General features: G+C 65.5%; 19 protein-coding genes. 9 read left to right on the top strand and 10 right to left on the bottom strand.

The features are described 5' to 3' along the window. Positions 1 to 2: 2 nt before the first annotated feature. On the bottom strand, positions 3 to 755 hold the full coding sequence (locus ABDW57_RS01710; RefSeq protein ID WP_343729100.1) for an SDR family oxidoreductase: 753 nt from the start codon (positions 753 to 755) through the stop codon (positions 3 to 5). A 107-nt stretch (positions 756 to 862) separates the two neighbouring features. Here ABDW57_RS01710 and ABDW57_RS01705 point away from each other — a divergent pair, with 107 nt between their 5' ends. After that, positions 863 to 1,777 (top strand): LysR family transcriptional regulator, encoded by a 915-nt coding sequence (locus ABDW57_RS01705; RefSeq protein WP_343728478.1) that lies wholly within the window; start codon positions 863 to 865, stop codon positions 1,775 to 1,777. A gap of 99 nt (positions 1,778 to 1,876) precedes the next feature. Next, entirely contained in the window at positions 1,877 to 2,374 is a 498-nt protein-coding gene (locus ABDW57_RS01700; protein WP_343728477.1) for a glycine zipper 2TM domain-containing protein, read from the top strand. Between the two features lies 1 nt (position 2,375). Here the strand turns inward: ABDW57_RS01700 and ABDW57_RS01695 are convergent, their stop codons facing one another. From ABDW57_RS01695 to ABDW57_RS01680, 4 genes are read right to left on the bottom strand one after another with little or no spacing between them, the layout of a single operon-like run. Further along, positions 2,376 to 3,098: a TorF family putative porin gene (locus ABDW57_RS01695; protein ID WP_343728476.1), complete on the bottom strand. Its 723-nt coding sequence runs from the start codon at positions 3,096 to 3,098 to the stop codon at positions 2,376 to 2,378. After that, entirely contained in the window at positions 3,050 to 4,327 is a 1,278-nt protein-coding gene (locus tag ABDW57_RS01690; RefSeq protein WP_343728475.1) for a S8 family serine peptidase, read from the bottom strand. Before ABDW57_RS01690 ends, ABDW57_RS01695 begins: the two co-directional genes overlap by 49 nt. After that, positions 4,324 to 4,968 (bottom strand): zf-HC2 domain-containing protein, encoded by a 645-nt coding sequence (locus tag ABDW57_RS01685; RefSeq protein ID WP_343728474.1) that lies wholly within the window; start codon positions 4,966 to 4,968, stop codon positions 4,324 to 4,326. The genes ABDW57_RS01690 and ABDW57_RS01685 overlap by 4 nt, the downstream gene beginning before the upstream one ends. Beyond that, positions 4,965 to 5,522 (bottom strand): sigma-70 family RNA polymerase sigma factor, encoded by a 558-nt coding sequence (locus ABDW57_RS01680; RefSeq protein ID WP_343728473.1) that lies wholly within the window; start codon positions 5,520 to 5,522, stop codon positions 4,965 to 4,967. Before ABDW57_RS01680 ends, ABDW57_RS01685 begins: the two co-directional genes overlap by 4 nt. Before the next feature lie 162 nt (positions 5,523 to 5,684). Here ABDW57_RS01680 and mrtJ point away from each other — a divergent pair, with 162 nt between their 5' ends. Genes mrtJ through dsbD form a run of 6 tightly spaced genes read left to right on the top strand, consistent with a single transcriptional unit; the run spans position 5,685 to position 12,714 of the window. After that, positions 5,685 to 6,023: a JDVT-CTERM system glutamic-type intramembrane protease gene (mrtJ, locus tag ABDW57_RS01675; RefSeq protein ID WP_343728472.1), complete on the top strand. Its 339-nt coding sequence runs from the start codon at positions 5,685 to 5,687 to the stop codon at positions 6,021 to 6,023. A 14-nt stretch (positions 6,024 to 6,037) separates the two neighbouring features. Then, positions 6,038 to 8,653 carry a choice-of-anchor D domain-containing protein gene (locus ABDW57_RS01670; RefSeq protein ID WP_343728471.1) on the top strand — a complete coding sequence of 872 codons (2,616 nt, stop codon included), beginning with the start codon at positions 6,038 to 6,040 and terminating at the stop codon, positions 8,651 to 8,653. Further along, positions 8,650 to 8,871: a DUF4266 domain-containing protein gene (locus ABDW57_RS01665; protein WP_343728470.1), complete on the top strand. Its 222-nt coding sequence runs from the start codon at positions 8,650 to 8,652 to the stop codon at positions 8,869 to 8,871. The genes ABDW57_RS01670 and ABDW57_RS01665 overlap by 4 nt, the downstream gene beginning before the upstream one ends. Positions 8,872 to 8,882: 11 nt before the next feature. Next, entirely contained in the window at positions 8,883 to 10,016 is a 1,134-nt protein-coding gene (locus ABDW57_RS01660; protein ID WP_343728469.1) for a DUF3570 domain-containing protein, read from the top strand. Further along, entirely contained in the window at positions 10,010 to 10,903 is an 894-nt protein-coding gene (locus ABDW57_RS01655) for an FAD:protein FMN transferase (protein WP_343728468.1), read from the top strand. Before ABDW57_RS01660 ends, ABDW57_RS01655 begins: the two co-directional genes overlap by 7 nt. Continuing rightward, positions 10,900 to 12,714: a protein-disulfide reductase DsbD gene (gene dsbD, locus ABDW57_RS01650; RefSeq protein WP_343728467.1), complete on the top strand. Its 1,815-nt coding sequence runs from the start codon at positions 10,900 to 10,902 to the stop codon at positions 12,712 to 12,714. Before ABDW57_RS01655 ends, dsbD begins: the two co-directional genes overlap by 4 nt. On the opposite strand, the gene ABDW57_RS01645 is transcribed toward dsbD, so the two are convergent. The 4 genes from ABDW57_RS01645 to ABDW57_RS01630 all read right to left on the bottom strand — a co-directional run bounded on the left by ABDW57_RS01645 (position 12,698) and on the right by ABDW57_RS01630 (position 20,309). Beyond that, positions 12,698 to 14,005: an enolase C-terminal domain-like protein gene (locus ABDW57_RS01645; protein WP_343728466.1), complete on the bottom strand. Its 1,308-nt coding sequence runs from the start codon at positions 14,003 to 14,005 to the stop codon at positions 12,698 to 12,700. The genes dsbD and ABDW57_RS01645 overlap by 17 nt on opposite strands. Positions 14,006 to 14,151: 146 nt before the next feature. After that, positions 14,152 to 17,226, bottom strand: a complete 3,075-nt coding sequence (locus tag ABDW57_RS01640; RefSeq protein ID WP_343728465.1) for a TonB-dependent receptor — start codon at positions 17,224 to 17,226, stop codon at positions 14,152 to 14,154. 223 nt (positions 17,227 to 17,449) lie between these two features. After that, on the bottom strand, positions 17,450 to 18,982 hold the full coding sequence (locus tag ABDW57_RS01635; RefSeq protein WP_343728464.1) for a carboxypeptidase: 1,533 nt from the start codon (positions 18,980 to 18,982) through the stop codon (positions 17,450 to 17,452). Positions 18,983 to 19,025: 43 nt separating this feature from the next. Next, positions 19,026 to 20,309 (bottom strand): BNR repeat-containing protein, encoded by a 1,284-nt coding sequence (locus ABDW57_RS01630; protein WP_343728463.1) that lies wholly within the window; start codon positions 20,307 to 20,309, stop codon positions 19,026 to 19,028. Between the two features lie 157 nt (positions 20,310 to 20,466). Between ABDW57_RS01630 and ABDW57_RS01625 the strand changes: the two genes are divergently transcribed. Further along, the gene (locus ABDW57_RS01625; protein ID WP_343728462.1) at positions 20,467 to 20,928 is read left to right on the top strand and encodes a hypothetical protein; all 462 of its coding nucleotides are present in this window, start codon (positions 20,467 to 20,469) and stop codon (positions 20,926 to 20,928) included. Between the two features lie 32 nt (positions 20,929 to 20,960). Here the strand turns inward: ABDW57_RS01625 and ABDW57_RS01620 are convergent, their stop codons facing one another. Beyond that, on the bottom strand, positions 20,961 to 22,145 hold the full coding sequence (locus ABDW57_RS01620; protein ID WP_343728461.1) for an ABC transporter permease: 1,185 nt from the start codon (positions 22,143 to 22,145) through the stop codon (positions 20,961 to 20,963). Positions 22,146 to 22,189: the final 44 nt, after the last annotated feature.

Genomic DNA, 22,189 nt, shown 5'->3' with positions numbered 1-22,189 from the left:
GCTTAAACCTGTGCCAGGCCGCCGTCGACGAACAGCTCGGTGCCGTTGACGAAGCTGGCGTCGTCCGAGGCCAGGAACACCACGGCCTTGGCCACTTCTTCTGGCTGACCCACGCGGCCCAGCGGTACTTGCGACGCCAGGTAGTCCAGCAGGCCCTGCTGTGCGGCGGCGTCATCGCCAGCCAGTTCGACCAGGCCCGGCGTCTGGATCGGACCAGGGCTGACCACGTTGATGCGGATGCCGCGCTCTTTCACGTCCAGAATCCAGCTGCGTGCCAGGTTGCGCACGGCGGCCTTGCTGGCGCTGTAGATGCTGAAGGCCGGGGTGCCGACCACACCAGCGGTCGAGCTGGTCAGGATCACCGAGGCACCCTTGTTCAGCAGCGGCAAGGCGCTTTGCACGGTGAAGGTCAGGCCTTTGACGTTGCGGTCGAACGCATCATCGAAGTGTTCTTCGGTGATGGCGCCCAGCGGCGCCATCGAACCGCCGCCGGCGTTCACGTACAGCACGTCGATGCTGCCGGCTTTTTCCTTGATGGTTTCAAACAGGCGTTTCAGGTCGGCGCTGCTGGACGAGTCGGCCTGAATGCCGGTGGCGTTCGGGATGCTGGCGGCGGCTTTGTCCAGTTCAGCCTGACGGCGGCCGGTGATGAAGACGCGGGCGCCCTCTGCTGCGAAACGCTGGGCGGTGGCCAGGCCAATGCCGCTGGTGCCACCGGTGACTACTGCTACTTTGCCTTGAAGCTTGCTCATGATTTCACTCCTTCGTGTTGGGTTAGTTGATGGAATGAAGTGTATTTTGTGCAGTCAGTTGTGTAAATTAGGTAAAATTGGAATCACTATCCACACACATGCACAATTGAATGGATCAACTCTTAGCGCTACGTACTTTTGTCCGGATTGCCGAGGCGGGCAGCTTCAGCAAGGCCGCCGATCAGCTCAATCTGCCGCGCTCCACCGCCAGCAAACTGGTGCAGGATCTGGAGGACCACCTCGGCACCAAGCTGATCCACCGCACCACGCGCACGATCACAGTCACGCCGGAAGGCGCGCAGTACTACGAGCGCGCCCGCCGCCTGCTGGGCGACCTGGAGGACATGGATAGCGCCACCCGCCACACACGGGCGCAGCCCAAGGGGCGCCTGCGCATCGACACCGGCTCCATCCACGCCAACCAGATCCTGCTGCCGGCGCTGCCGCAATTCCAGGCCGCCTATCCCGATATCGAACTGCGCCTCGGCGTCAGCGACCGCCCCACCGATTTGATCAGCGAGGGCATCGATTGCGTGATCCGCGGCGGCGCCCTGGCCGACACCACGCTGATCGCGCGTAAGCTGTGCGAGATGGACTTTGTGACCTGCTGTCACGCCTCCTACATCGAGCAGCACGGCCGGCCGTCGCACCCAAGCGATATCGAGCAGCATCACGCCATCGTCGGCTACTTTTCATCGTTGACGGGCAAGGTGTTCCCGCTGCGCTTCACGCGCGGCGACGAGCAGCTGGAAATCAATGCGCGCACCGCGGTCGCGGTGAACGAAAGCACGGCCCATCTGGGCGCGCTGATGACCGGCATGGGCATCGGCCAGACCTTCGCCTGGTTCGTCAAGGACATGGTGGCGCGCGGCGAGATCGTGACCCTGCTGGACGACTGGCAGCCGCCACGCCACCCGCTGTACATCATGTATCCGCCCAACCGCCACCTGAACGCCACGGTGCGGGTGTTTGTCGACTGGGCAGTGCAGCTGTTCGCGGCCGTCGATAACCGCAATTCCCAGTAACAATTGCTTACTCTAGAAACACTTTTTGCGTCACCGCGTTCCCTCTTGAGCCCGTTATAGGAGCAAGCGCCACTGATGGCGATATTCAGGAGAGAACAAATGGAAAACACCACCCGCACCCGTATCCACCCAATGATGGCTGTTGCCGCTGCTTCGGTCGCACTGGTCAGCCTGGTCGGCGCGGCGTCGATTGCCGGCTTGCTGCCGAATTCGAATGCCAAGAACGCGCCGGCCGAGACGCCTGTCGCAGCCGCGGCGCCAGTGGCTGCACCGGTTGCCGCCCCCGTGGCCGCGCCGGCCCCTGAGCCACGCCGTGTGGTGGAACATAAAACGGTGGTGCATCATGTGACCGCACCTCAGCCTCAGCCACAACAGCAAGTGGCCCAGGCGCCAGCGCCAGCTCCGGCCCCTGCGCCACAGAACAGCGCTGTCGGCATCGGCATCGGCGCCGTAGTCGGTGGTCTGCTGGGTAATCAGGTGGGTAGCGGCAACGGCCGCAAGCTGGCAACCATCGCTGGCGCGGTGGGCGGCGGCTACGTCGGCAACGAGATCGCCAAGCGCAACCAGCAAGAACAGCAGCAACAACCGCAGCAGTAATTCAGAAAGCGCGGGCGACGGTGAGGACAAACACGTGCCGGACCTCACCGCCACCGCCACTGGTGTTGCCGTAGATGTCGGTGGAGGTACCGCCGCGCAGGCGCACCAGATCCAGCGACAGCTGCGCGCGCCATTCCTTGTATGAACTCGCCAGTCCCAGCCGCGCCTCGCTGCGGTTGGACTGCGCGTTATCCAGCGAATAGTAGTAACCGCCGTGCCAGAAGGCGTGCACCCGCGGCGCCAGCACCCAGCCGCCATTCAGCTCGCCATACAGCGAGCGCTCGCCCATCCCCAGATAATTGGGCGAATAATGCAGCCGACCGCTGATCTTGTCGCCAGCCAGGCCAAAAAACACTTCGCGGAAGCTCCAGTTGGAATTATGCGGAAAAGCATAGGCCGACACGCCCGTCTCCCACGACAGCCCGGACGGCAGGCGCTGCGCATAGCCGGCGTAGCCGGTCCACTGCGCGCTGCGGTGCGTCTCCACCGCCAGTTGCCCCGTCACCACCTGCCCGCCCGCGAACCAGCCGCTGCTGCCATCGTAGTTGAGCGCCAGACGCGCTGCCGGCTTGTCGTCGCTGAGCGAGATGCCGCGATACAGATAGTTGGAAACCACGCCTGCACTGCCGCTCAACTGCGCCTGCGCGTCATGCGCCAACAGCCAGGGCAGGAGGCTCAGGGCGAGCGTGCGAAGCGGCTGCTGGAACTGGGTGGGCACGCGCATGTACATTTTCCTGAAATACGGAGGATGGTGGCACAGAGATCAATTCCGGTCAAAGGTGCGCTGCTGTCGCTGGACACGATGCTGTCCCGCAGCCGGGCCGCCGGCAGCTGTGGCTTCAGCTCCTCCAGCAGCGCCAGCATGCCCGATACATGGGCGGCGGCATACGACGATCCGGCCACCACGCCCCAGCGTCCGCCCGGCATGGTGGTCGGGATATCGCGCCCCGGCGCCAGCAGCACATGCATGCCGGCGCGTTGCGGCAGGCCGTCCGAGGCCACCGCAAACACCCCCGGCACATTGGCCGGGAAGCCGCCGTCCGCGCGCGCCGGATCGACCGCGCCCACCACGCGGATGCCGCGCACCTGCGCCGCCTCCACCAGCTGCTGCAGCAATCTGTCCTGCGGACCGGACAAGCTGAGATTAATCACCTGCGCGCCATTCGACAGCGCAAAGTTCATCGCCTTGGCCAGGGTGAAGCTGTTGCAGCGGGTGGCGCTGCCGCTTTGCCAGCAGGCGCGCAAGGCCAGCAGGCGCGCATCGGGCGCCACGCCTTCGATGCCGACGCCGTTGCCGGCCCTGGCGGCGATCACGCCGGCCACCGCGGTGCCATGCAGCTCCGCCACGTACTTCTGGCCATCGACAAAATTCTCTTCCACCGCCACCTGGCCGGCCAGGTCCGGATGGCTGCTTTCGATGCCGCTGTCCACCACGGCCACCGTCACCTTGCGTCCGGTGGCGGCCTTGCGCACCTCGTCCAGCTGCCATGGTCCGGCCGCCGGCTGCATGCGGTACAGCGGATCGCTGCCGGCCTGCCCGGCGAAGTCCTGAATCAGCTGCGCCCATTCGATGCGGCGATCGCGCGCCAGCGCTGCCAGCACCGGCGCCGCCGATTGGCCGGCGGGCAGCCGCATGCGATAGCAATCGATGTTCAGCACCGGCATCGGCCAGTCTTCAACCAGCTGCAGCCGGTAATCCGCCGCCACCGAAGCGGCGATGCGCCGGCGTGCGCTTTGTCCGGCGTCTTCGCGGTAATCGACGCTGCCATAGTTATCTGCCCGGTAGTGCGGCGCCGGCAGATTGAACATGACCAGAATCTCGGCCGGTGCGGACACTGGCGCCGCCTCGGCGGCCGGCGCCACGCGCGGCACAATCTGCGGCAAATCCTGGCCGTCCTGTGCGCTGGCGGCACCGCAGCACAGCATCAGGGCCAGCGCCAGCATGCGCTTCATGGCTGGCCCGCTGCGGTCAGCGATTCCGCCAGTTCCACCGCCGGATTGGCGCGCAAGGCAGACAGCAATTCGGCACGGTGGCCGGCATCCACGTCCAGCATGTAGGCGCCGGTGACGGTGGGGCCGCCGATGATCTGCGCGCCGTTGGCTTGCAGGAGCTGCTGCACATCCTGCAGGCGTGCGTCGGCCTTGAACACCACCAGCAGGTCCGGCGTGGAGGCGGCGCCGCGGCCCAGCGCCTGATAAGCCGGCGCTTCGCCGCGCGGCAGCAGCTGCACCGCCAGCACCGCGATCACGCCCAGTTGCGCGGCAATCGCCCAGCCCTGCCAGCCGGCGTTGCCCAGCCAGGCGCGCAGGCGCGCGCCCAGGCCGGCGCGTTCAACCGGCCTGGTTGCGACAGCATCCAGCTGCGGCATCAGGCGCGCCAGGGCGCGCTCCGGGTCCAGCCCGGACGGCAGCGGGCCTTCCGTCACCAGCAGCTTGCGCTGCCAGGCCAGGTCTGCGCGGCAGGCGCCGCACAGCTGCAGGTGCTCCTGCACGCGCAGCGCTTCCGCCTCGCCCAGCGATCCCGATGCATACCAGGGCAGCAAATCCTGCAGCGCCTGATGCTCGGTCTCGCTCATGCTCATGTGGGTACTCATTGCATCTCTTCCATATGATCGGACAGCATGTCCTTCAACTTTTGCCGCGCATGGAACATGCGCGTTTTCACCGTATTCACCGGGCAGCCCATGGTATCGGCAATTTCCTGATACGCCATGCCATGATAATAGGTCAGGCTGACCACCATGCGCTGCTCCATCGGCAGCGCATCGAGCGCGCGGCTGACGCCCCGCTGCAACTGGCGCGCCGCCAGGGCGTGTTCAGGTTCCGTGCCGGCTTCTCCTGGCTGGTCCTCCTGCGGCTCCAGCGGCACATCCAGGCCGCGCAGGGCTTTCAGCGCCTGCCGGTAGGCGATCGCGAAAATCCAGGTGGACAGCTTGCAGCTGCCGTCGAACGTGGACGCCTTCTGCCACACCACCAGCATGGTGTCGTTGATGATTTCTTCCACCAGCGGCACATTGCGGGTCATGCGGTCGAGGAAACGCGCCAGCCGCGAGAAATAGGCGCGGTACAGGGCCTGGAAGGCGAGCCGGTCCCCGCCGCACACCCGCCGCAGCAGCATCCCCTCATCCAACTCGTCCGACACAGCCATTCTTCCGCCCATCCGCATGTATTTTCTCCCCTGGTGCGGTGAATACGCGGCCGGGAAAAAAAGGTTCAAGCAAACCGCAAAAATATTTATTCGCCCAATTTTGAACCATCTTCGGGTGCGTGGCTATTGACCGCAACAACATTAACAGATTGTTCAGCAACCGTGCTTGCGCCTCCCTTCTTCTGCGGCCCCGCCCTGCTATCTCCGGACCCGGCCGGCATCGCGCGCCTGCTGCTGGTGGCGCCGCTGCTTGAAGAATGGATTATCCGCGCCGGCGTGCACCACTGGCTGCTGCAGCGTACCACGCCGCTGCCGGCGCTGCTGCTCAGCGCTGCAGCTTTCAGCGCCCTGCACCTGGGCTCGGGCGCGACGGCGGCGGCGCTGGTGTTCTGGCCAGGCCTGCTGTTTGGCGCGGCTTATCAGCGCTGGCGCGACTGGCGCGTGTGCGCGTTGATGCATGGTCTGTCGAATGCTTTTGCAATCACCCTTTGTGGATCCTAGTGACTGGAGAACCGATGAAACACCTACTCTCACCCCACCGCGGCGCGCAGCTGGCCGGATTATGGGCCCTGCTTGCGCTGGCCCACGGCGCCCACGCGGCCGACGCCCTGAATGGCAAAAGCCTGTATCTGAACGGACCGGTATCCGGCGGCACCGCGTGCGCCTCCTGCCACGGTCCCACGCCGGCCAACAACGTCAACGGCATTCTGGCGGCAGCCAATAACCCGGGCGTGATCAGCAGCGCCTTCAGCGCCAACCGCGGCGGCATGGGATCGCTGTACAACGGCAAGTTCTCCGCCGCCGAACTGGCCGACCTGGCGGCCTTCATCGGCAATCCGAACGTGACGGCGGCGCCGGCGGCCTCGCTGGCGCCAGCCACGCTGTCCTTTGCCGGCACCACGGTCGGCCAGAACAGCGCCGCGCTCAGCACCACGCTGACCAATACCGGCAACGCCGCGCTGAACATCAGTGCGATTGGGCTGGGCGGCGCCAACGCCGGCGATTTCGCCATCACCGGCGGTAGCTGTGCCGCCGGCGCGGCCGTCGCCGCCGGTGCCAACTGCAACGTGCAGCTGACCTTCCACCCAACCGCGGCCGGCGCGCGCAGCGCGGCGCTCAACATCAATCACAATGCCACCGGCGGCAGCAGCAGCGTGGCCTTGAGCGGCACCGGCAATGCCGTCGCCGCCGCCACCATTGCCGTCTCGGCCACCGCGCTGAACTTCGGCGCGCTGGTGACCGGCGCCGCGTCGCCGGCACAGACCATCACCGTGAATAACGCCGGCCAGGCGCCGCTGACCTTCAGCAGCGTCGCGCTGTCCGGCGCCAACGCAGGCATCTTTACCCTGGGCGGCAGCTGCGCCACCTCCACGCCGGTGGCGGCTGGCGGCAGCTGCACCGTGACCGTGACGGCCACGCCAACCGCCGCCGGCGCTTTCGCGGCCAACCTGAATCTGGCCTCCAACGCCAGCAACGGCGCGGTCGCCATCAGCCTGGCCGGCAGCGCCAGCGCGGCGGCGCCGTCGCTGGCGGCGAATCCTGCCGTGGTGGCATTTGGTACGCAAACCGTGGGCGCCAGCGCCACGCAGACGGTGGCCATCACCAACCGCGGCAACGTGCCGGTGACCTTCAGCAGCGTCGCCGTGAGCGGCGCGGCCAGCGTCACCATCGGCAGCGGCGCCTGCAGCGGCACGCTGGCGGTAGCGGCCAGCTGCAATGTGCCGCTGTCCTTCACACCGACCGCCGAGGGCAATGTCAGCGCCACCCTGCTGCTGCGCTCCAATGCGCCAGACCTGTCGATTGGCATTACGGGCGCCGGCACCAATTCGGCGGTCGCGCGCCCAGTGCTATCGGATACCGCGCCAGTCGCCTTCGCGGATACGCAAGTGGGCCAACAGGCCGCCAGCCACACCGCCACGCTGACCAACAATGGCAATGCCGCGCTGAAGATCACGTCGCTGGTACTGGGCGGCAGCAATCCCGGCGACTTTGCGCTGGCCGGCAGCTGCGCGGTTAACGGCACCGTCAGCCCTGGCGCCAGCTGCACCATCGACTCCACCTTCAAGCCAACCGCGGCTGGCGCCCGCAGCGCCGACCTGGTGCTGATGACCGATGGCGGCGCCCAGTTCAGCGTGCGCCTCAACGGCAACGGCCTGTCCGTGCCGAACACCACGCCAAGCCTGAGCGCCAATCCCCAGTCGTTCGACTTTGGCAGCGCCACCGTCGGCGACACGGGTCCCGTCAAGCGCTTCACGCTGACCAACACCGGCAGCGCGCCACTGACCATCAACAGCGCCACCTTCAGCGGCCCTTACGCCGCCGCCAGCGACAGCAATGCCTGCGGCGCCTTCCCGCTGACGCTGGCCGCCGGCGCCTCGTGCGAACTGCCGGTGCGCTTCGCCCCAACCACCACCGGCAGCGCCGCCGGCAGCATCGCGCTGCAAGCGACTGGCGCCAGCTGGAGTATCGCCCTGAGCGGCCAAGGTGCAGCGGCGGCGCCAGCCGCCGGCGGCAATCAGAATCGCGGCGGCGGTGGTTGCTCGTCGGTGAAAGACGGTAACGACCCGATGCTGGCGGTGCTGGTGGTACTGGCGGCCGGCGTGCTGCTGTGGCGCCGCCGCAAGGCGCGCGCCGCTGCCGCCACCATGGCGGCCGTCGCCGCCTGCGCCGTGCTGTCACTGCCTGCGCCCGCATCGGCGCTGGAAGCCGGCAAGCCGGCGCCGGCCTTCACCCTGAATGGCCCGGACGGCGCGGTCAAGCTGGATCAGTACAAGGGCAAGCTGGTGTACGTCGACTTCTGGGCCTCGTGGTGCGGCCCATGCCGCCAGTCCTTCCCGTGGATGAACGAGATGCAGGCGCGCTACGGCAGCCAGGGTTTGCAGATCGTCGGCATCAACGTCGATGCCAAGTCCGACGACGCCCGCAACTTCCTGGCCGCCACGCCGGCCCGCTTCGTCATCGCCTTTGATCCGAACGGCAGCGCGCCGCGCACCTACGGCATCAAGGGCATGCCCAGCAGCGTGCTGATTGGCCCGGACGGCAAGGTGCTGTATGAGCACAGCGGCTTCCGTCCGGCCGACCGCGAAGCGCTGGAAAGCCGCATCAAGGCCGCACTGGGAGCGGCCAAATGAAGGCCCGCATCGTGATCGCGCTGTGCGCCGCCATGGCTGGCCTGTCCGGCTGCGCCCTGTCCCCGGTACAGCCCTGGGAAAAAGGCCAGCTGGCACGCCCGGACATGCTGATGCAGGGCGATGCGCTGGGCGCCCGCTTCAATGAACACATCTACGCCAGCAAGGAAGCCGCCTCCGGCGGCAACGCCGTCGGCGCAGGCGGCTGCGGCTGCAACTGACAAGGAACACCATGGATAAAAACAAACAGCCATCCGTAGGACAAGCCCTGCTGGCGGCAGCCATGCTGCTGCCCGGCCTGGCGCATGCCGAGGCGGCGCCGGAGCGCGGCGCCATCAGCGTCAAATACCTGTACTACAAAGAGGACCAGCCGGGCCTCGACCGCGTGCAGGTGCACGCGCCATCGGTTTCGGTGATGGCGCCGATCGCCGGCGAGTGGTCGGTGGCCGCCAGCGCCACCATGGACGACGTCTCGGGCGCCTCGCCGCGCTATCACACGGCGGTATCCGGCGCCTCGCGCATGGACGATCTGCGCAAGGCCGGCGACGTCACCGTGACGCGCTATCTGCCGCACGGCACGGTGAGCGTGGGCGCGGCCTTCTCCACCGAGCACGATTATCGTTCGCGCGCGCTGTCGCTGCAGGCCACCTTTGACAGCGAAGACAAGAACACCACGTGGGCGCTGGGCCTCGGCGGTTCGGATGACGCCATCAACCCGGTCAACCGCATCGTGCAGAACGAAGGCCGCCAGACCGTCAACCTGCTGGCCGGCGTGACGCGCGTGTTCACGCCGGTGGACATCGGCCAGCTTACCTACACCCATAGCAGCGGGCATGGCTATTATTCCGATCCGTACAAATTCGTCGACAACCGGCCGCGCCAGCGCGATCAGGACACGCTGCTGGCGCAGTGGAACCACCGCTTTGTCGATGCCGACGCCACCAGCCGCCTGAGCTACCGCTACTACCGCGACAGCTTTGGCATCAGCGCGCATACGCTGTCGGGCGAATGGGTGCAGTCGCTGGCCAACGGCTGGACCGTGACGCCCAACCTGCGCCTGTATTCGCAGCGCGCCGCCGACTTCTATTTCGATCCGGTGTACGACGCCAGGCTGGGCGCGCCCTTCCCGCCGGGCTACGTGTTCGGCGGCAGCGCCTTCACGTCGGCCGACCAGCGCCTGTCGGCGTTCGGCGCGGTGACCGCCGGTCTCAAAGTGGCCAGGCAGATCGACCGCGACTGGAGCGTGGACCTGAAGCTGGAACACTACGAGCAGCGCGGCGCCTGGCGCGTGTTCGGCAACGGCAGTCCGGGCCTGGCGCCGATGCGTGCCAGCAGCCTGCAAGTCGGCTTTACGCGGCTATGGTAGAAGACATCTACACCGTCTCGTTCTCCGCCATGGGCAGCCGCTGCGAAGTGCGCATCGCGGCGGCCGATGCGGCGCTGGCGCGGCACATTGCCATGCAGGCCATCGACGAGGTGCGCCGCATCGAGCAAAAGTACTCGCGCTACCGCGGCGACAGCATCGTCAGCCGCATCAACGCGGCGGCGGGACTGCATGCGGTGGACTGCGACGGTGAGACGGCCGCGCTGCTGGCTTATGCGGATGCCCTGCACACCAACAGCGAGGGCCGCTTCGACATTACCTCGGGCGTGCTGCGCAAGGCCTGGGATTTCCGCGGCGGCGCGCTGCCGCCAGCGGAGACGCTGGAAGCCCTGCTGCCGCTGGTGGGCTGGCGCAAGGTGAAACGGAGTGACAGTTCGGTGTTCCTGCCGCAGGCGGGCATGGAGCTGGACTTCGGCGGCTTTGGCAAGGAATACGCGGTCGACCGCGCGGCCGAACTGCTGGCGGTGCTGGGGATCGATCATGGCTACGTCAATCTCGGCGGCGACATGCGTTTTCTCGGGCCGCGCCCGGACGGCTCGGCGTGGGACATCGGCATCCAGGACCCGCGCGACATGACCGGCACGGTGGCCAGCATTCCGATCGGCCGCGGCGCGCTGGCCACCAGCGGCGATTACGAACGATTTATTGAAGTGGGCGGCCGGCGCTACTGCCATGTGCTGGATCCGCGCAGCGGCATGCCGGTGTCTTACTGGCGCTCGGTCAGCGTGCTGGGGCCTTTGGCGATTACCGCCGGCAGTTGTACCACCACGGCCATGCTGCTGGAACAGGACGGCATCGATTTCCTCGACCGTTCCGGCGTGAGTTACCTGGCCATCGACCACGAGGGCCGTATTTTTCGGAGAACATGATGAAGTCCATATTTACATGGTTATGCGCGCTGGTGATGGCCGCATGGCTGCCATCCGCGCTGGCGGATGATTTCCTGCCGCCGGAGCAGGCTTTTGTACTCAAGGCGGAGCTGCGCGATGCGCACACGGTGAGCCTGCGCTGGAGCATGCCGGCCGGTTATCACCTGTATCGCGAACGGCTGTCCTTCACCGGCCCGGGCGTGACGCAACCGCAACTGCCGGACGGGAAACGCAAGTTCGACGAGAACTTCGGCAAGGAGATGGAAACTTATTACGGCACGCTGGAACTGCAGGTGCCGGTGAGCGGCAACGCGCCGTTCGACCTGACGGTCGGCTATCAGGGCTGCGCGGACGCCGGCCTGTGCTATCCGCCCGTCGCCGTAACCTACGCGATTAATCCGGCCGCGCCGGGCGCCCTGCTGGCGAAGACGGCCGGCGACGCGCCAGCCCCTGCCGCCGCCGCGGCGCCAGCGCGCGCCCCTGCTGCGGGCGCAGCCGCGGAAGACGACACCTCGCTGGCCCAGCGCACGCTGCAAAGCGGCAGCGCCTGGCGCATCGGCGGCGCCTTCCTGGTGTTTGGCTTGCTGCTGTCATTCACGCCGTGCGTGCTGCCGATGGTGCCCATCCTGTCCTCGATCATCGTGGGCGAAGGCAGTGTGACGCGCAAACGCGGCCTGCTGCTGGCCGGCGCCTACAGCATCGGCATGGCGCTGGTCTACACCGCGCTGGGCGTGGCGGCCGGCCTGGCAGGCGAAGGCCTGGCAGGCGCCCTGCAAAAGCCGTGGGTGCTGCTGACCTTTGGCGCCTTGCTGTTCGCGCTGGCGCTGTCGATGTTCGACGTCTACCAGTTGCAGCTGCCGAGCGCCCTGCAAAGCCGCCTGACCGAATCGAGCGGACGCCAGAGCGGCGGCAAGATGATCGGCGTGTTCGTCATGGGCGCGCTGTCCGCCCTCATCGTCGGCCCTTGCGTGGCAGGGCCGCTGGCTGGCGCCCTGCTGTACATCAGCCAGACCGGCAATGCCGTCACCGGCGGCTGGGCGCTGTTCGCCATGGCCACCGGCATGAGCGTGCCGCTGCTGTTGACCGGCCTCTCGGCCGGCAGCCTGCTGCCGCGCGCCGGCGCCTGGATGAACAACGTGAAAAAAGTCTTTGGCCTGCTGCTGATCGCGGTGGCAATCTGGATGATCAGCCCTGTGCTGCCGGTGAAGGCTAACATGGTGCTGTGGGGCGCGTTCGCCATCCTGTGCGCGGTCTTCCTGCGCATCGGCGACAGCTTGCCGCCAAGCGCCGGCATCGGCGCTTATGCCGGCAAGGCGCTGGGCGTGGTCATGCTGCTGGGCGGCTTGTTTGAACTGGTGGGTGCGGCCAGCTCCGGCACCGACGTGCTGCAACCGCTGGCGCACCTGCGCGCCGCCAGCCCGGCCGGCACGCAGACCGCGGCACATGAAGGTCCGCGCTTCACCCGCATCCGCACGGTGGAGGAACTGGACAAGCTGCTGGCCTCCACCACCAAGCCGGTGATGCTGGACTTCTACGCCGACTGGTGCGTGGCCTGCAAGGAAATGGAACGCATGACTTTCTCTGAAGGCCGCGTGGCCGCCGCCATGCAGGACATGCAGCTGCTGCAGGTGGACGTCACCGCCAACAACGCGGATGACCGCGCGCTGATGAAGCGCTTCCAGCTGTTCGGCCCACCGGGCATCATCCTGTTCGACGCCCGCGGCAAGGAAGTGCCGCAGGCGCGCGTGATCGGCTTCATGCCGCCGGAATCGTTCGTGCGGCAGCTACAGCGCACTAGCGAACAAAGCTAGGCCGCTTGGGCGAGTAGACAAAGTCCGGCACCAGGTAGCGCATCGCCATCGCGTCATCGCGCGCGGTGGTGGCGACCTTCTTGTAGAGCTCATGCGCGGCCTGGATGCGATCCATGTCCGGTTCGATGCCCAGGCCCGGCTTCTGCGGCACCTGCACCGCGCCGCCAACGATCTGCAGCGGTTCACGCGTCAGACGTTCCTGTCCCTCCTGCCAGATCCAGTGCGTATCAATGGCCGTGATCTGGCCCGGCGCAGCAGCAGCGGCATGCGTGAACATCGCCAGCGACACGTCGAAGTGATTATTCGAGTGCGAACCCCAGGTCAGGCCCCACTGCTCGCACAACTGCGCCAGCCGCACCGAACCCTGCATGGTCCAGAAGTGCGGATCGGCCAGCGGAATATCGACAGCGCCCAGCAGATGCGAATGCGCCATCTGGCGCCAGTCGGTGGCCACCATATTGGTGGCGGTGGGAATCCCGGTGGCCCGGCGGAATTCCGCCATGATCTCGCGGCCGGAATAGCCGTTCTCCGGACCGCACGGATCTTCCGCGTACGCCAGCACATCGCCCCGGCCCTTGCACAGGGCGATGGCTTCACGCAGCGACCAGGCGCCGTTCGGGTCCAGCGTCACGCGGGAATCCGGGAAGCGCTTCTTGATCGCGGTGACGGCGTCCATCTCTTCTTCGCCGCGCATCACGCCGCCCTTCAATTTGAAATCGCGGAAGCCGTATTTTTCCACGGTGGCTTCGGCCAGTTCCACAATCTCGGAAGGCGTCATCGCCTCCTGATGACGGCGCGCGTACCAGCCGGCTGCGCCATCGCCGCTCAGATAAGGCAGATCGGTGCGGCGGCGGTCGCCGATGTAGAACAGGTAAGCCAGCATCGGTACGCTGTCGCGCTGCTGGCCGGCGCCCAGCAATTCGCACACCGGCACGCCAAGGTGCTGGCCCAGCAGATCGAGCAGCGCCGCTTCCACCGCGGTCACCACGTTTTCCAGGCGCAGATTGATTTCGTGCGGCTGCTTCAGCACCGCCGCTTCCGCCTCCGATGTCACCTGATACTGCTGGCCGGCCGAGTCCTGGCCGGCGATGGCGGCGCGCAGCGCGTTCAGCGTGCGGTTGTAGCGGCCGATCTGCGTGCCCACCACCAGCGGCACGGCGCGTTCCAGCGCCGCCAGGATGCCGGCGCCACCCGGCACTTCGCCCATGCCGGTATTGCCGGCGCTATCAGTCAACAGCACCAGGTTACGCGTGAAAAACGGCGCATGGGCGCCGCACAGGTTCAACAACATGCTGTCGTATCCCGCCACCGGGATGACCTGCATTGCAGTGATTACAGGGCTCACATTGTTCACAGCGTTATCCTATAAAAAAAAACCGCCCCGGCGGGGGCGGGTAAAGGCCCCGCTGGAGAACAGGGGCCAGACGATCAAATCGTTCAGAACTTGGCGCGCAGTCCCAGCGAGTAGGTACGGCCCGGCGAGTACTGCGTGAACGGTGCATTACCGAACTGGAAGTAGCCCTTGCGCGAATCGTTGTTCAGGTTGACGATGTCGAAGCTCAGGGTCGGCCAGCCATCCTTGTCCAGCACTTCCGCCAGGTCGATGCTGGACGAGAAGTCCAGCTGCTTGTAGTCGTCCGAGAACAGCGCGGCATTGGTGATGCCGTTCTGGTTCGCGGTCGCGGTCTGGCTGCCTTTCGAGAAGGTGTGCGACAGGCGGGCCGAGTAGCCGTGGTTGTCATAGTACACCGACAGGTTGTTGGTGCGCTTAGGTACGCCCAGGGCGATAAAGCCGTTCAGGCCATCGCCGCTGGCGCGCTGGGTGATGAAGGTGGCCGTCTCGTTGATGCCAAAGCCGCGGATCGGCAGGATCTTGTCGAGCGGTTGCACCCAGCCCAGCTCCAGGCCACGGATGCGCAGGTCGCCGTCGGCGTTTTTGGCACGGGTCATCACCACGGTGGCAGCGCCAGGACCGCCGCGCGAGTCGATCGCGGTCTGCTGGTTCGGCGTCAGGGTGCCGTAGTTGATGCCGTAGGCGGCCAGCGCGCTGAATGGCAGCGTGACGTTTTCGTTGACGGTGAAGCCATCCACCTTCTTCTGGAACACGGTCAGGCTGACGTAGCCTTCGCGGCCGGTGTACCAGTCGATGCCCAGGTCGATGTTATCCGACAGGTAGGGCTTCAGCGCCGGGTTGCCGATGGTGCCGGTGTCCGCCGACACGCCCGAGAAGTTCACGCCAGGACGCAGTGCGTTCGGATCGGCGCGGGTCATGCTGCGCGACAGTGCGGCACGGGCCACCACGTCGCTGCGCAGGTTGACCGCCAGCGTGCCCGAAGGCAGCGTGTTGTTGTAGGTGGTTTCCTGATACACCCACTGATCGATGTTCGGATACTTGCTGCCGTTCAGCGTCAGGCTGGCGTTGCGCGGATCGCTGATCGAGTTCAGCGAACCCACCGACTGCTTGGTACGCACATAACGCACGCCGCCGTTGTAGCGGGTCGGGAAGCCGGCCAGGTCGAACTTGCCGTTGGCTTCGAGGTACAGGCCGGTGGTTTTCTCGCCAATGAAGCCGGCGCTGGCGCCGGTCGACGAGGCGCCGGTGGCCGGTGCGTTGTTGTAGTAGTACTGGTAATTGGAATCCTTGGCAAAGCGGTCCCAGTCCACGATCGGCTTGCCGTACGGGCCAGGGATGATGTAGCTGGCCAGCGCGGTTTGCGGAATCAGCGAGCCGCCATAGGTCAGCGGCGTGGTGGCGCCGGCGGTGTAGCCGGTGCCGTAGCCTGGGTACAGCGCGGCGGCGCTGGCGCCCGGGGTCGAGGCGCCGTTGCAGGCTGGCGCGCCGTTCGGGCCTTGCAGGAACACGCTAGGGTTATTGCCGCACACCGCGGCCTGCCATGCGGCCGAGTTGTCGCTGGCGCTGATGCGGCGCTCGATGTCGTCATAAGCGACGCCGCCCTTCAGGTTGAACTTGTCGTCGCCCCAGGTCAGATCGCTGTGGAAGCCCTTGGTTTCGGTCTGGCGGAATTCATTCTGGATGTTGACGCGGCCGGTGTTCCAGACATAGCTGGCCGGGTTGTTCAGATCCGTGCTGGACACCACCGACGGAATGCCGCCGTTGTTGGCGTAGGTGACCGTGTTGCCGCTGTTCGGCGGCGTGATCAGGTACACGGTCGGCGCTTCGTGGCTGAAGTTACTCTTGGTGTAGTTGAGCTGCGCGTCCAGCTTCAGGGTCGGGGTGATCTTCCATTCCATGCCAGGGTTGATGCCCTTCATGTCGACCTTGTCATGACGGTAGCCGTGCTCGAAGAAGTTCTGGGTGTTGGCGAAGGTGCCGCCCAGCACGGTGCAACCGTCGCTGCAATCGCTCTTGTCGACCTTCATGTTCAGCGGGATCATGCCGCCGTTACGCACCGACCAGTCGTAGTCCATGCGGGTCATCTTGTCATCGCGCTTGCTGTAGACGGTGTCCAGGTAGAAGTGCAGGTTTTCGGTCGGGCGGTATTCCGCGCTGAAGATGGCCGAGCCCTTGTCCTTGGTGCCGAAGTAGTCCATGGTGCGGCCCAGGCGCGGCACGATGGCGTTGTCGATCTGCTGGATGGTCAGGCCCGGGTTGTGCGCCAGCAGCCATGCCTGGTCGATCACCTCGCCGGTGACCAGGCCATTGCCCGCGCCGGCCGGCACCGTGGCCGGAATGGTCCAGTTGCCGCCGCCGGTGTTGTTGCGGTTGGCGGCCGGATTCTGCGCGGCCGACAGGTTGGCGTTGGTGTAGCCGACGGTCTCCCAGCCGGTGGTGTGGATCTGCTGGCGCGACAGTGCGATACCGCCCAGGATACCCCAGTTGCCGAAGGTCTGGCTGGCCATGAACGAGCCGCGGCCGCCGGTCTTGTCGGCGATCTGCTGCTTGGTGGCGGTGATGCTGGCGGCGATGGTGCGGCCTTCCTTGTCGAACGGACGGGCGCTGCGCAGGTTGACCACGCCGGCCGCGCCGCCTTCGATCATCTCGGCGGTCGGGCTCTTGCTGACGGTCAGCTTGGTGAACAGGTCGGTCGGCAGCAGGTCGAGGTCGACCTCGCGGTTGGTGTTGGCGCCGTCGATCGGGCCGGACGAGGCCACCGCGATCGGCGCGCCGTTCAGCAGGATCTTGGTGAAGCTGGAGCCGAGGCCGCGGATCTGGATGGTCGAGCCTTCGCCGGTGATGTCGCGCGCCACGCCCACGCCCGGAATGCGGCTCAGCGATTCAGCGATGTTCTTGTCCGGGAATTTACCGAAGTCTTCGGAGTTGATCGAGTCCTGGAAGCCGACGGCTTCCTTCTTGTCCTTGGCGGACGACAGCAGCGAGTTACGGTAGCCGCTGACCTGCACCACCGTCATCGGCGCGGCATCTGCCTGCGGCGCGGCCGCGGCCGGGGTGGTGTCCTGGGCATATGATTGCGCAATCAAACCTGCCATCACGGTCAGGCCGAAAGCCATTTGACGGCCGGCTTGACGGCCCTTCTGTTGTTTCTGTTGCATTTACAGTCTCCTTCGGCGTACTGCCGCGGTAATTGTTATAAGTCACGCAACAGAATCATAAAATGGTTGCGCGATCATTTGAGTGTAAAAGCGTTGAAAAGTTGTTGTCAACAGAAATTACACAGAAAATGTTATACGCAACCATTTTGCTATGGCCGCAGAGCGAGCGGGTGTGGCGGGATTGATACGCCAGCGGCAGGACGCCGCCGGCGGCAGGTTCAGATCAGTACCTGGCCGGCGCGTTCGGCGCCGGGGTGGCGGACTTGATGAAGTTGCGCAGGTCGTCGTTGGCGGTGGCCAGGTCTTCCGAGCGCAGATACATCATGTGGCCGCTGCGGTAGCCGGCAAAGCTCAGGCGGTCCTTCATCTTGCCGCTCGGGTCGAGCTGCCACATGGTGTACTTGGCGTCGAAATAGGTGCAGGCGCCGTCGTAATAGCCGGACTGGATGAACACCTTCAGGTAGGGATTGGCCGCCATGGCCAGACGCAGGTTCTCGCCGGTCTTCTCATTCTTGAAGTCCCACGGATGGACGTCGCCAAACAGGTTGTACTTGATGTCGGTCTTGTAGCCGAGGTCATTGCGCAGGTACTGGTTGATGGCCGGCGTGAACGAATGCAGCCATGAGGTCAGCTCGGCGTTGTAATCCACCTTGTCGCCGGAATCGGTCTTGTCGATGCCGAGATAGCGCGAGTCCAGGCGGCCGACGGTCTTGCCCTGCTTGCGCAGCAGCTCTTTCCAGAACTGCTCCGGTTGCACCGCCAGGTTATTCTGCACCACGTAGTCCACCGACAGGCCGGAGTAGCGCGCCACCTTGGCGGCGATCTGCGCCTTCTTCTGCGCGTCGATGAAGCCGCCCCGGGCCAGTGCCGGCAGCAGTTCGTCGGTGGTGAAGGCTTCCACTTCCGGCAGCACGTCCTTCAGATCCTTCGCCTGCAGATCGGCCGGCAGCACTTTCTGATACCAGGCGGTGGCGGCGTAATACGGCAGCTTGAGCGCGTCGTCGATCGCGCCTTCGCGCTTCAGGCCAAGCTCCGTTGGCGACACCAGCACCACGCCGTTCAGGTACATCCACTGGGCGTTCTGCAGCTCCAGCGCCAGGCCGGCCACGCGCGAGGTGCCGTAGCTTTCACCGATCAGATACTTGGGCGAGGTCCAGCGGCCTTCACGCGAGACAAAGGTGCTGACCCACTCGGCCAGATACTGGATATCCGCGTTGACGCCAAAGAAGCGCGCGCGGTCGGCCTTGCCGTCCAGGATGCGCGAGAAGCCGGTGTTGACCGGATCGATATACACAATATCGGCCACGTCCAGGATGGAGTGCGGATTGTCCTTCACGCCGTAAGGCTGGACCGGATAGCCTTCCGCATCCAGGTTCAGGACCTTGGGACCGGTGTAGGCGATGTGCATCCACACCGAGGCCGAACCGGGGCCGCCGTTAAACGAGATCACCAGCGGGCGTTTGCCCTTGTCGCTCACGTCGCTGCGCTGGTAGTAGGTGTAGAACAGCGATGCCGATACCTTGCCGTCCTTGTCCCATACCGGCTGCGTGCCGGCCGTCACCTTGTACGGCACCACCTTGCCCTTGATGGTGACCTGGCCGGTCTTGCTCACTTGTGAATCTGCTTTCAGCAAGCGCTCGCTGGCCTGCAGTTCGGCGGCGCGTTCTTTGCTCTGGGCGGGCGCCTTGTCGGCGTCCTGGGCGTAGGCGGCTGTGCTTATGGCCAGCAGCACTGCAAGGGCAAGCTTGGATTTCATGGCATCTCTCAAGGTTGAAAGAGCCTATGGTAGTGAGGAAGCGTTACGGCGTCCAGTCCAGCACCGTCACCGGCGACGGCGGCACAAAAGCCTGTCCTTCGCCATCAACTTGTTGAACATTCTGAACAAATAAACTGAGGATGCCGCTGCGGCGCCATCGCTCGGTATCGTAGCTTGGCTCCCATGCGCCGACCGATGCCGTGGTCAGATCCCGCAGTTCCCACACGCCGCGTGCGATGTCGCGCGCCTGCGCCACCGACACCTTGCTGCCGCGCTCCTCGTCGCGGAACACCAGCAGCGCACCGGCCGCGCCCACCATGATCTGCGGCCGCGCAATCGGAATCCGCTTGGTGCCCTGCCCGCCCAGCGAGAACGGCGTCTTGCGGAAGTCCAGCGCACGCACCTGCCACGCCGCTCCGGTGTGGTAGATGACGTGATACTGCGGTACTTTGGAACCGGCATCGCGCCAGTAGCTGGCGATGTAAGGCCGGCCCTCGCTGTCGGCCGCCATCGAGGTCTGGTTGATCAACTCACTGTTCTGCGGGATGCGCAGCGCGTATTCGGCGCTGGCCGCGTTGATCGGCAGCGTGTACGGCGTGCCGTCCGAGCGCTCCCACGTCACGCCGCCATCGCGCGAGCGCGCGTAGGCCATGTCATGGTTGCTGGCCACGTCCGGCGATTCGCGCCATACCCAGGACACATGCAGCGTGCCGCGGCCGTCCAGGAAAGCCTGCCAGTAGGCGTTGCGCCTGCCCTCGCCGCTGATCAGGTTGGTGTGCAGCCGCGTCCAGCGCTGCGTGTGGACGTCGTAGCGGTTGATGATGAGATCACCGCGCCCCGATCCGCCCAGGCGGTAAAAGAACAGCAGGTTCCCGTTCGGCAGGCGGTGGAACTCCGGGTAGGACACTTCGTTTTCATCGTTGCCGGTCATGGCTTGCTTCGGCCCCAGCTCCAGCGATCCCGGCGCCACACTGCGCGCGTAGCGCAGCGGGTTGTTGTGATGGTCCCAGGAGACGTGCAGGTAGCCGGCACCGTCCACCATGATGCTGATGCTGTTGTGCGCATCGGCGGCATTGCCCTGCCACGCGGTACGGCGCGTGGTCCACTGCGTACTGCCCAGCGTGCGCTTGCCCAGCACCAGATAACGCCCGGCGTCGTAGTAGGCCACGTACTGGGTGTCGCCCTGCGTGACCAGCGAGTTTTTGCGAAACACCACGGCGTTGACCGAGTTGTTGGCCCAGCCCTCGCCCACCACCGATACCACCGGCTCGGCCACGGCGTGAAGTGACGCAGCCAGCAAGGCCGCCAGGATTAAACGTTTGATCATGAGCCCATGCTACGCAAAGCGCCGGCGCGCAGCCAATACATTTTGCGCCGTCAGGCATATGCAAAAAGCATAGCGTAGATCAATACCAACTTAGTTTCCAGGCGGCAAACTATGCGATAATTCCTGCCGCAATCCGGCGCCCTAAAACATTGTCGCTATGACCACGCAACACGACCATACCCCCTACCTCGACCAGCTGCACGACGATCCGCACACTTTCTGGGAATCGCGCATCAAGGCCAGCCGCTGGATGATCGTCAAGACCTTTGCGCTGGGCGTGGCGGCGGCCGGACTGGGCGTGCTGGGCCAGGGCTGGCTGGAGCAAGGCGCGCCGCTGCTGCCCATCATCAGCCAGAACTACGGTATCTGGCAGACCGTCTACGGATTGGCGCTGCTGGTGATTTTCCTGCTGTGGGCGGCGGCCATGCGGCACAAGATCGGCCTGCTCCAGAACAGCAAGCAGGGCCTGGCGACGCAATACCGCATCGACGAGCAGAACGCCCGCCGCGAGGCGCGCGCGCAAGCCACCCGCGAACGCCGCGAGCAGCTGCGCCAGGAGCGCGAGGAACACACCATCTACCACAAGGCCGGCGGCCGCAGCAAGAAGTTCGATTACTAAGCCCGTCATTCCGGCGCAGGCCGGAACGACAGTCACTCGTAGCGCAGGCAGTCAACCGGCAGCAGCCGTGATGCGCGCCGTGCCGGGTAGAAGCCGAAGAACACGCCCACCAGGCTGGAAAAGCCGCACGCCACGATCACCGCGCGCAAGGTGATGATGACGTCAAACTTGCCGGTCGCCGTAATCGCCGCCGCCGCGCCGCTGGCCAGCATGATGCCGAAGATGCCGCCCACCAGGCAGATCACCACCGCCTCGGTCAGGAATTGCAGCAGCACGTCGCGCGGCCTGGCGCCGATCGCCATGCGGATGCCGATCTCGCGCGTGCGCTCGGTCACCGACACCAGCATGATGTTCATGATGCCAATGCCGCCCACCACCAGCGAGATCGCGCCGATCAGACCAAGCAGCAGCGCGATGCCGGCGCTGATCTTCTGCGCCGTCTCCGCAAAGGAAGCCAGGTTATCGATGCGGAAATCGTCCGGCTGGTCGATCTTGATGTGGTGGCGGTCGCGCAGCGTTTCGTTGATGTCCTGGATGGCGTCCTGCAGATTGCCGCCGGACTTACCCTGCGCCACCACGTAGTGCACATTGCCGGGGAACTGCACCTTGACCAGATTGGCCGCAGCCGCCGTAATCGGCACGATCACATACTCGCTCAAGTCGCCGCCATCGACCTGCTTGCCCTCGCCGTACAACACGCCCACCACCTGGAACGCCACGTTCTCGATGCGGATGAATTTACCCAGCGGGTCCTGTTTGTAGAAGAACTGATCGGCGATCTTGCGGCCGATGACCACCATGCGCGCCGAAGCCCGCACATCGGCATCACTGAAGGCGCTGCCCTTGTCGACCTTCCAGCCGCGGATCTTGAACATGGCCGGCGTCACTCCGTGCACAGTCTTGGAGGCGTTCTCGTTGCCGACCGCCAGATTGAAACCGCCCTGCAGCACCGGCGCCGCCCCGGCCAGCGAAGGCAGCTCATTGAGCGCCGCCGCATCGCGGATGGTCAGTGCCGGCTGCGCGCCGTTGCGCAGGCGCTGCTGCTGCGCGCGGTCGCCGCCGGGCGAAATGAACAGCATATTGGTGCCCAGCTGTTCCAGCTCCCTGGCGATGAAGCGCTTCATGCTGTCGCCCACCGCCAGCAGCAGCACCACCGACGTAATCCCGATGATGATGCCCAACATGGTCAACAGCGTGCGCAGCCGGTTCGCCAGCATGGAGCGAAATGACTCTACAACGATCTGTAAAAAGTTCATATGGT

Source organism: Duganella sp. (assembly GCF_039595735.1).
Taxonomy (GTDB): Bacteria; Pseudomonadota; Gammaproteobacteria; order Burkholderiales; family Burkholderiaceae_D; genus Rugamonas.
The sequence above is the reverse complement of the archived record's forward strand: the minus strand, read 5'-3'. Positions and strand labels throughout refer to the sequence as shown.

Bases quoted from the DNA above. Each gene is read 5' to 3' on its own strand.
- ABDW57_RS01645 (WP_343728466.1), bottom strand. From the start codon at position 14,005: ATGTTGTTGAACCTGTGCGGCGCCCATGCGCCGTTTTTCACGCGTAAC.
- ABDW57_RS01665 (WP_343728470.1), top strand. From the start codon at position 8,650: ATGAAGGCCCGCATCGTGATCGCGCTGTGCGCCGCCATGGCTGGCCTG.
- ABDW57_RS01685 (WP_343728474.1), bottom strand. From the start codon at position 4,968: ATGAGTACCCACATGAGCATGAGCGAGACCGAGCATCAGGCGCTGCAG.
- ABDW57_RS01655 (WP_343728468.1), top strand. From the start codon at position 10,010: ATGGTAGAAGACATCTACACCGTCTCGTTCTCCGCCATGGGCAGCCGC.
- ABDW57_RS01620 (WP_343728461.1), bottom strand. From the start codon at position 22,145: ATGCTGGCGAACCGGCTGCGCACGCTGTTGACCATGTTGGGCATCATC.
- ABDW57_RS01690 (WP_343728475.1), bottom strand. From the start codon at position 4,327: ATGAAGCGCATGCTGGCGCTGGCCCTGATGCTGTGCTGCGGTGCCGCC.
- ABDW57_RS01670 (WP_343728471.1), top strand. From the start codon at position 6,038: ATGAAACACCTACTCTCACCCCACCGCGGCGCGCAGCTGGCCGGATTA.
- ABDW57_RS01635 (WP_343728464.1), bottom strand. From the start codon at position 18,982: ATGAAATCCAAGCTTGCCCTTGCAGTGCTGCTGGCCATAAGCACAGCC.
- ABDW57_RS01700 (WP_343728477.1), top strand. From the start codon at position 1,877: ATGGAAAACACCACCCGCACCCGTATCCACCCAATGATGGCTGTTGCC.
- ABDW57_RS01680 (WP_343728473.1), bottom strand. From the start codon at position 5,522: ATGGCTGTGTCGGACGAGTTGGATGAGGGGATGCTGCTGCGGCGGGTG.
- ABDW57_RS01640 (WP_343728465.1), bottom strand. From the start codon at position 17,226: ATGCAACAGAAACAACAGAAGGGCCGTCAAGCCGGCCGTCAAATGGCT.
- ABDW57_RS01660 (WP_343728469.1), top strand. From the start codon at position 8,883: ATGGATAAAAACAAACAGCCATCCGTAGGACAAGCCCTGCTGGCGGCA.
- ABDW57_RS01630 (WP_343728463.1), bottom strand. From the start codon at position 20,309: ATGATCAAACGTTTAATCCTGGCGGCCTTGCTGGCTGCGTCACTTCAC.
- ABDW57_RS01705 (WP_343728478.1), top strand. From the start codon at position 863: ATGGATCAACTCTTAGCGCTACGTACTTTTGTCCGGATTGCCGAGGCG.
- ABDW57_RS01625 (WP_343728462.1), top strand. From the start codon at position 20,467: ATGACCACGCAACACGACCATACCCCCTACCTCGACCAGCTGCACGAC.
- ABDW57_RS01695 (WP_343728476.1), bottom strand. From the start codon at position 3,098: ATGCGCGTGCCCACCCAGTTCCAGCAGCCGCTTCGCACGCTCGCCCTG.
- dsbD (WP_343728467.1), top strand. From the start codon at position 10,900: ATGATGAAGTCCATATTTACATGGTTATGCGCGCTGGTGATGGCCGCA.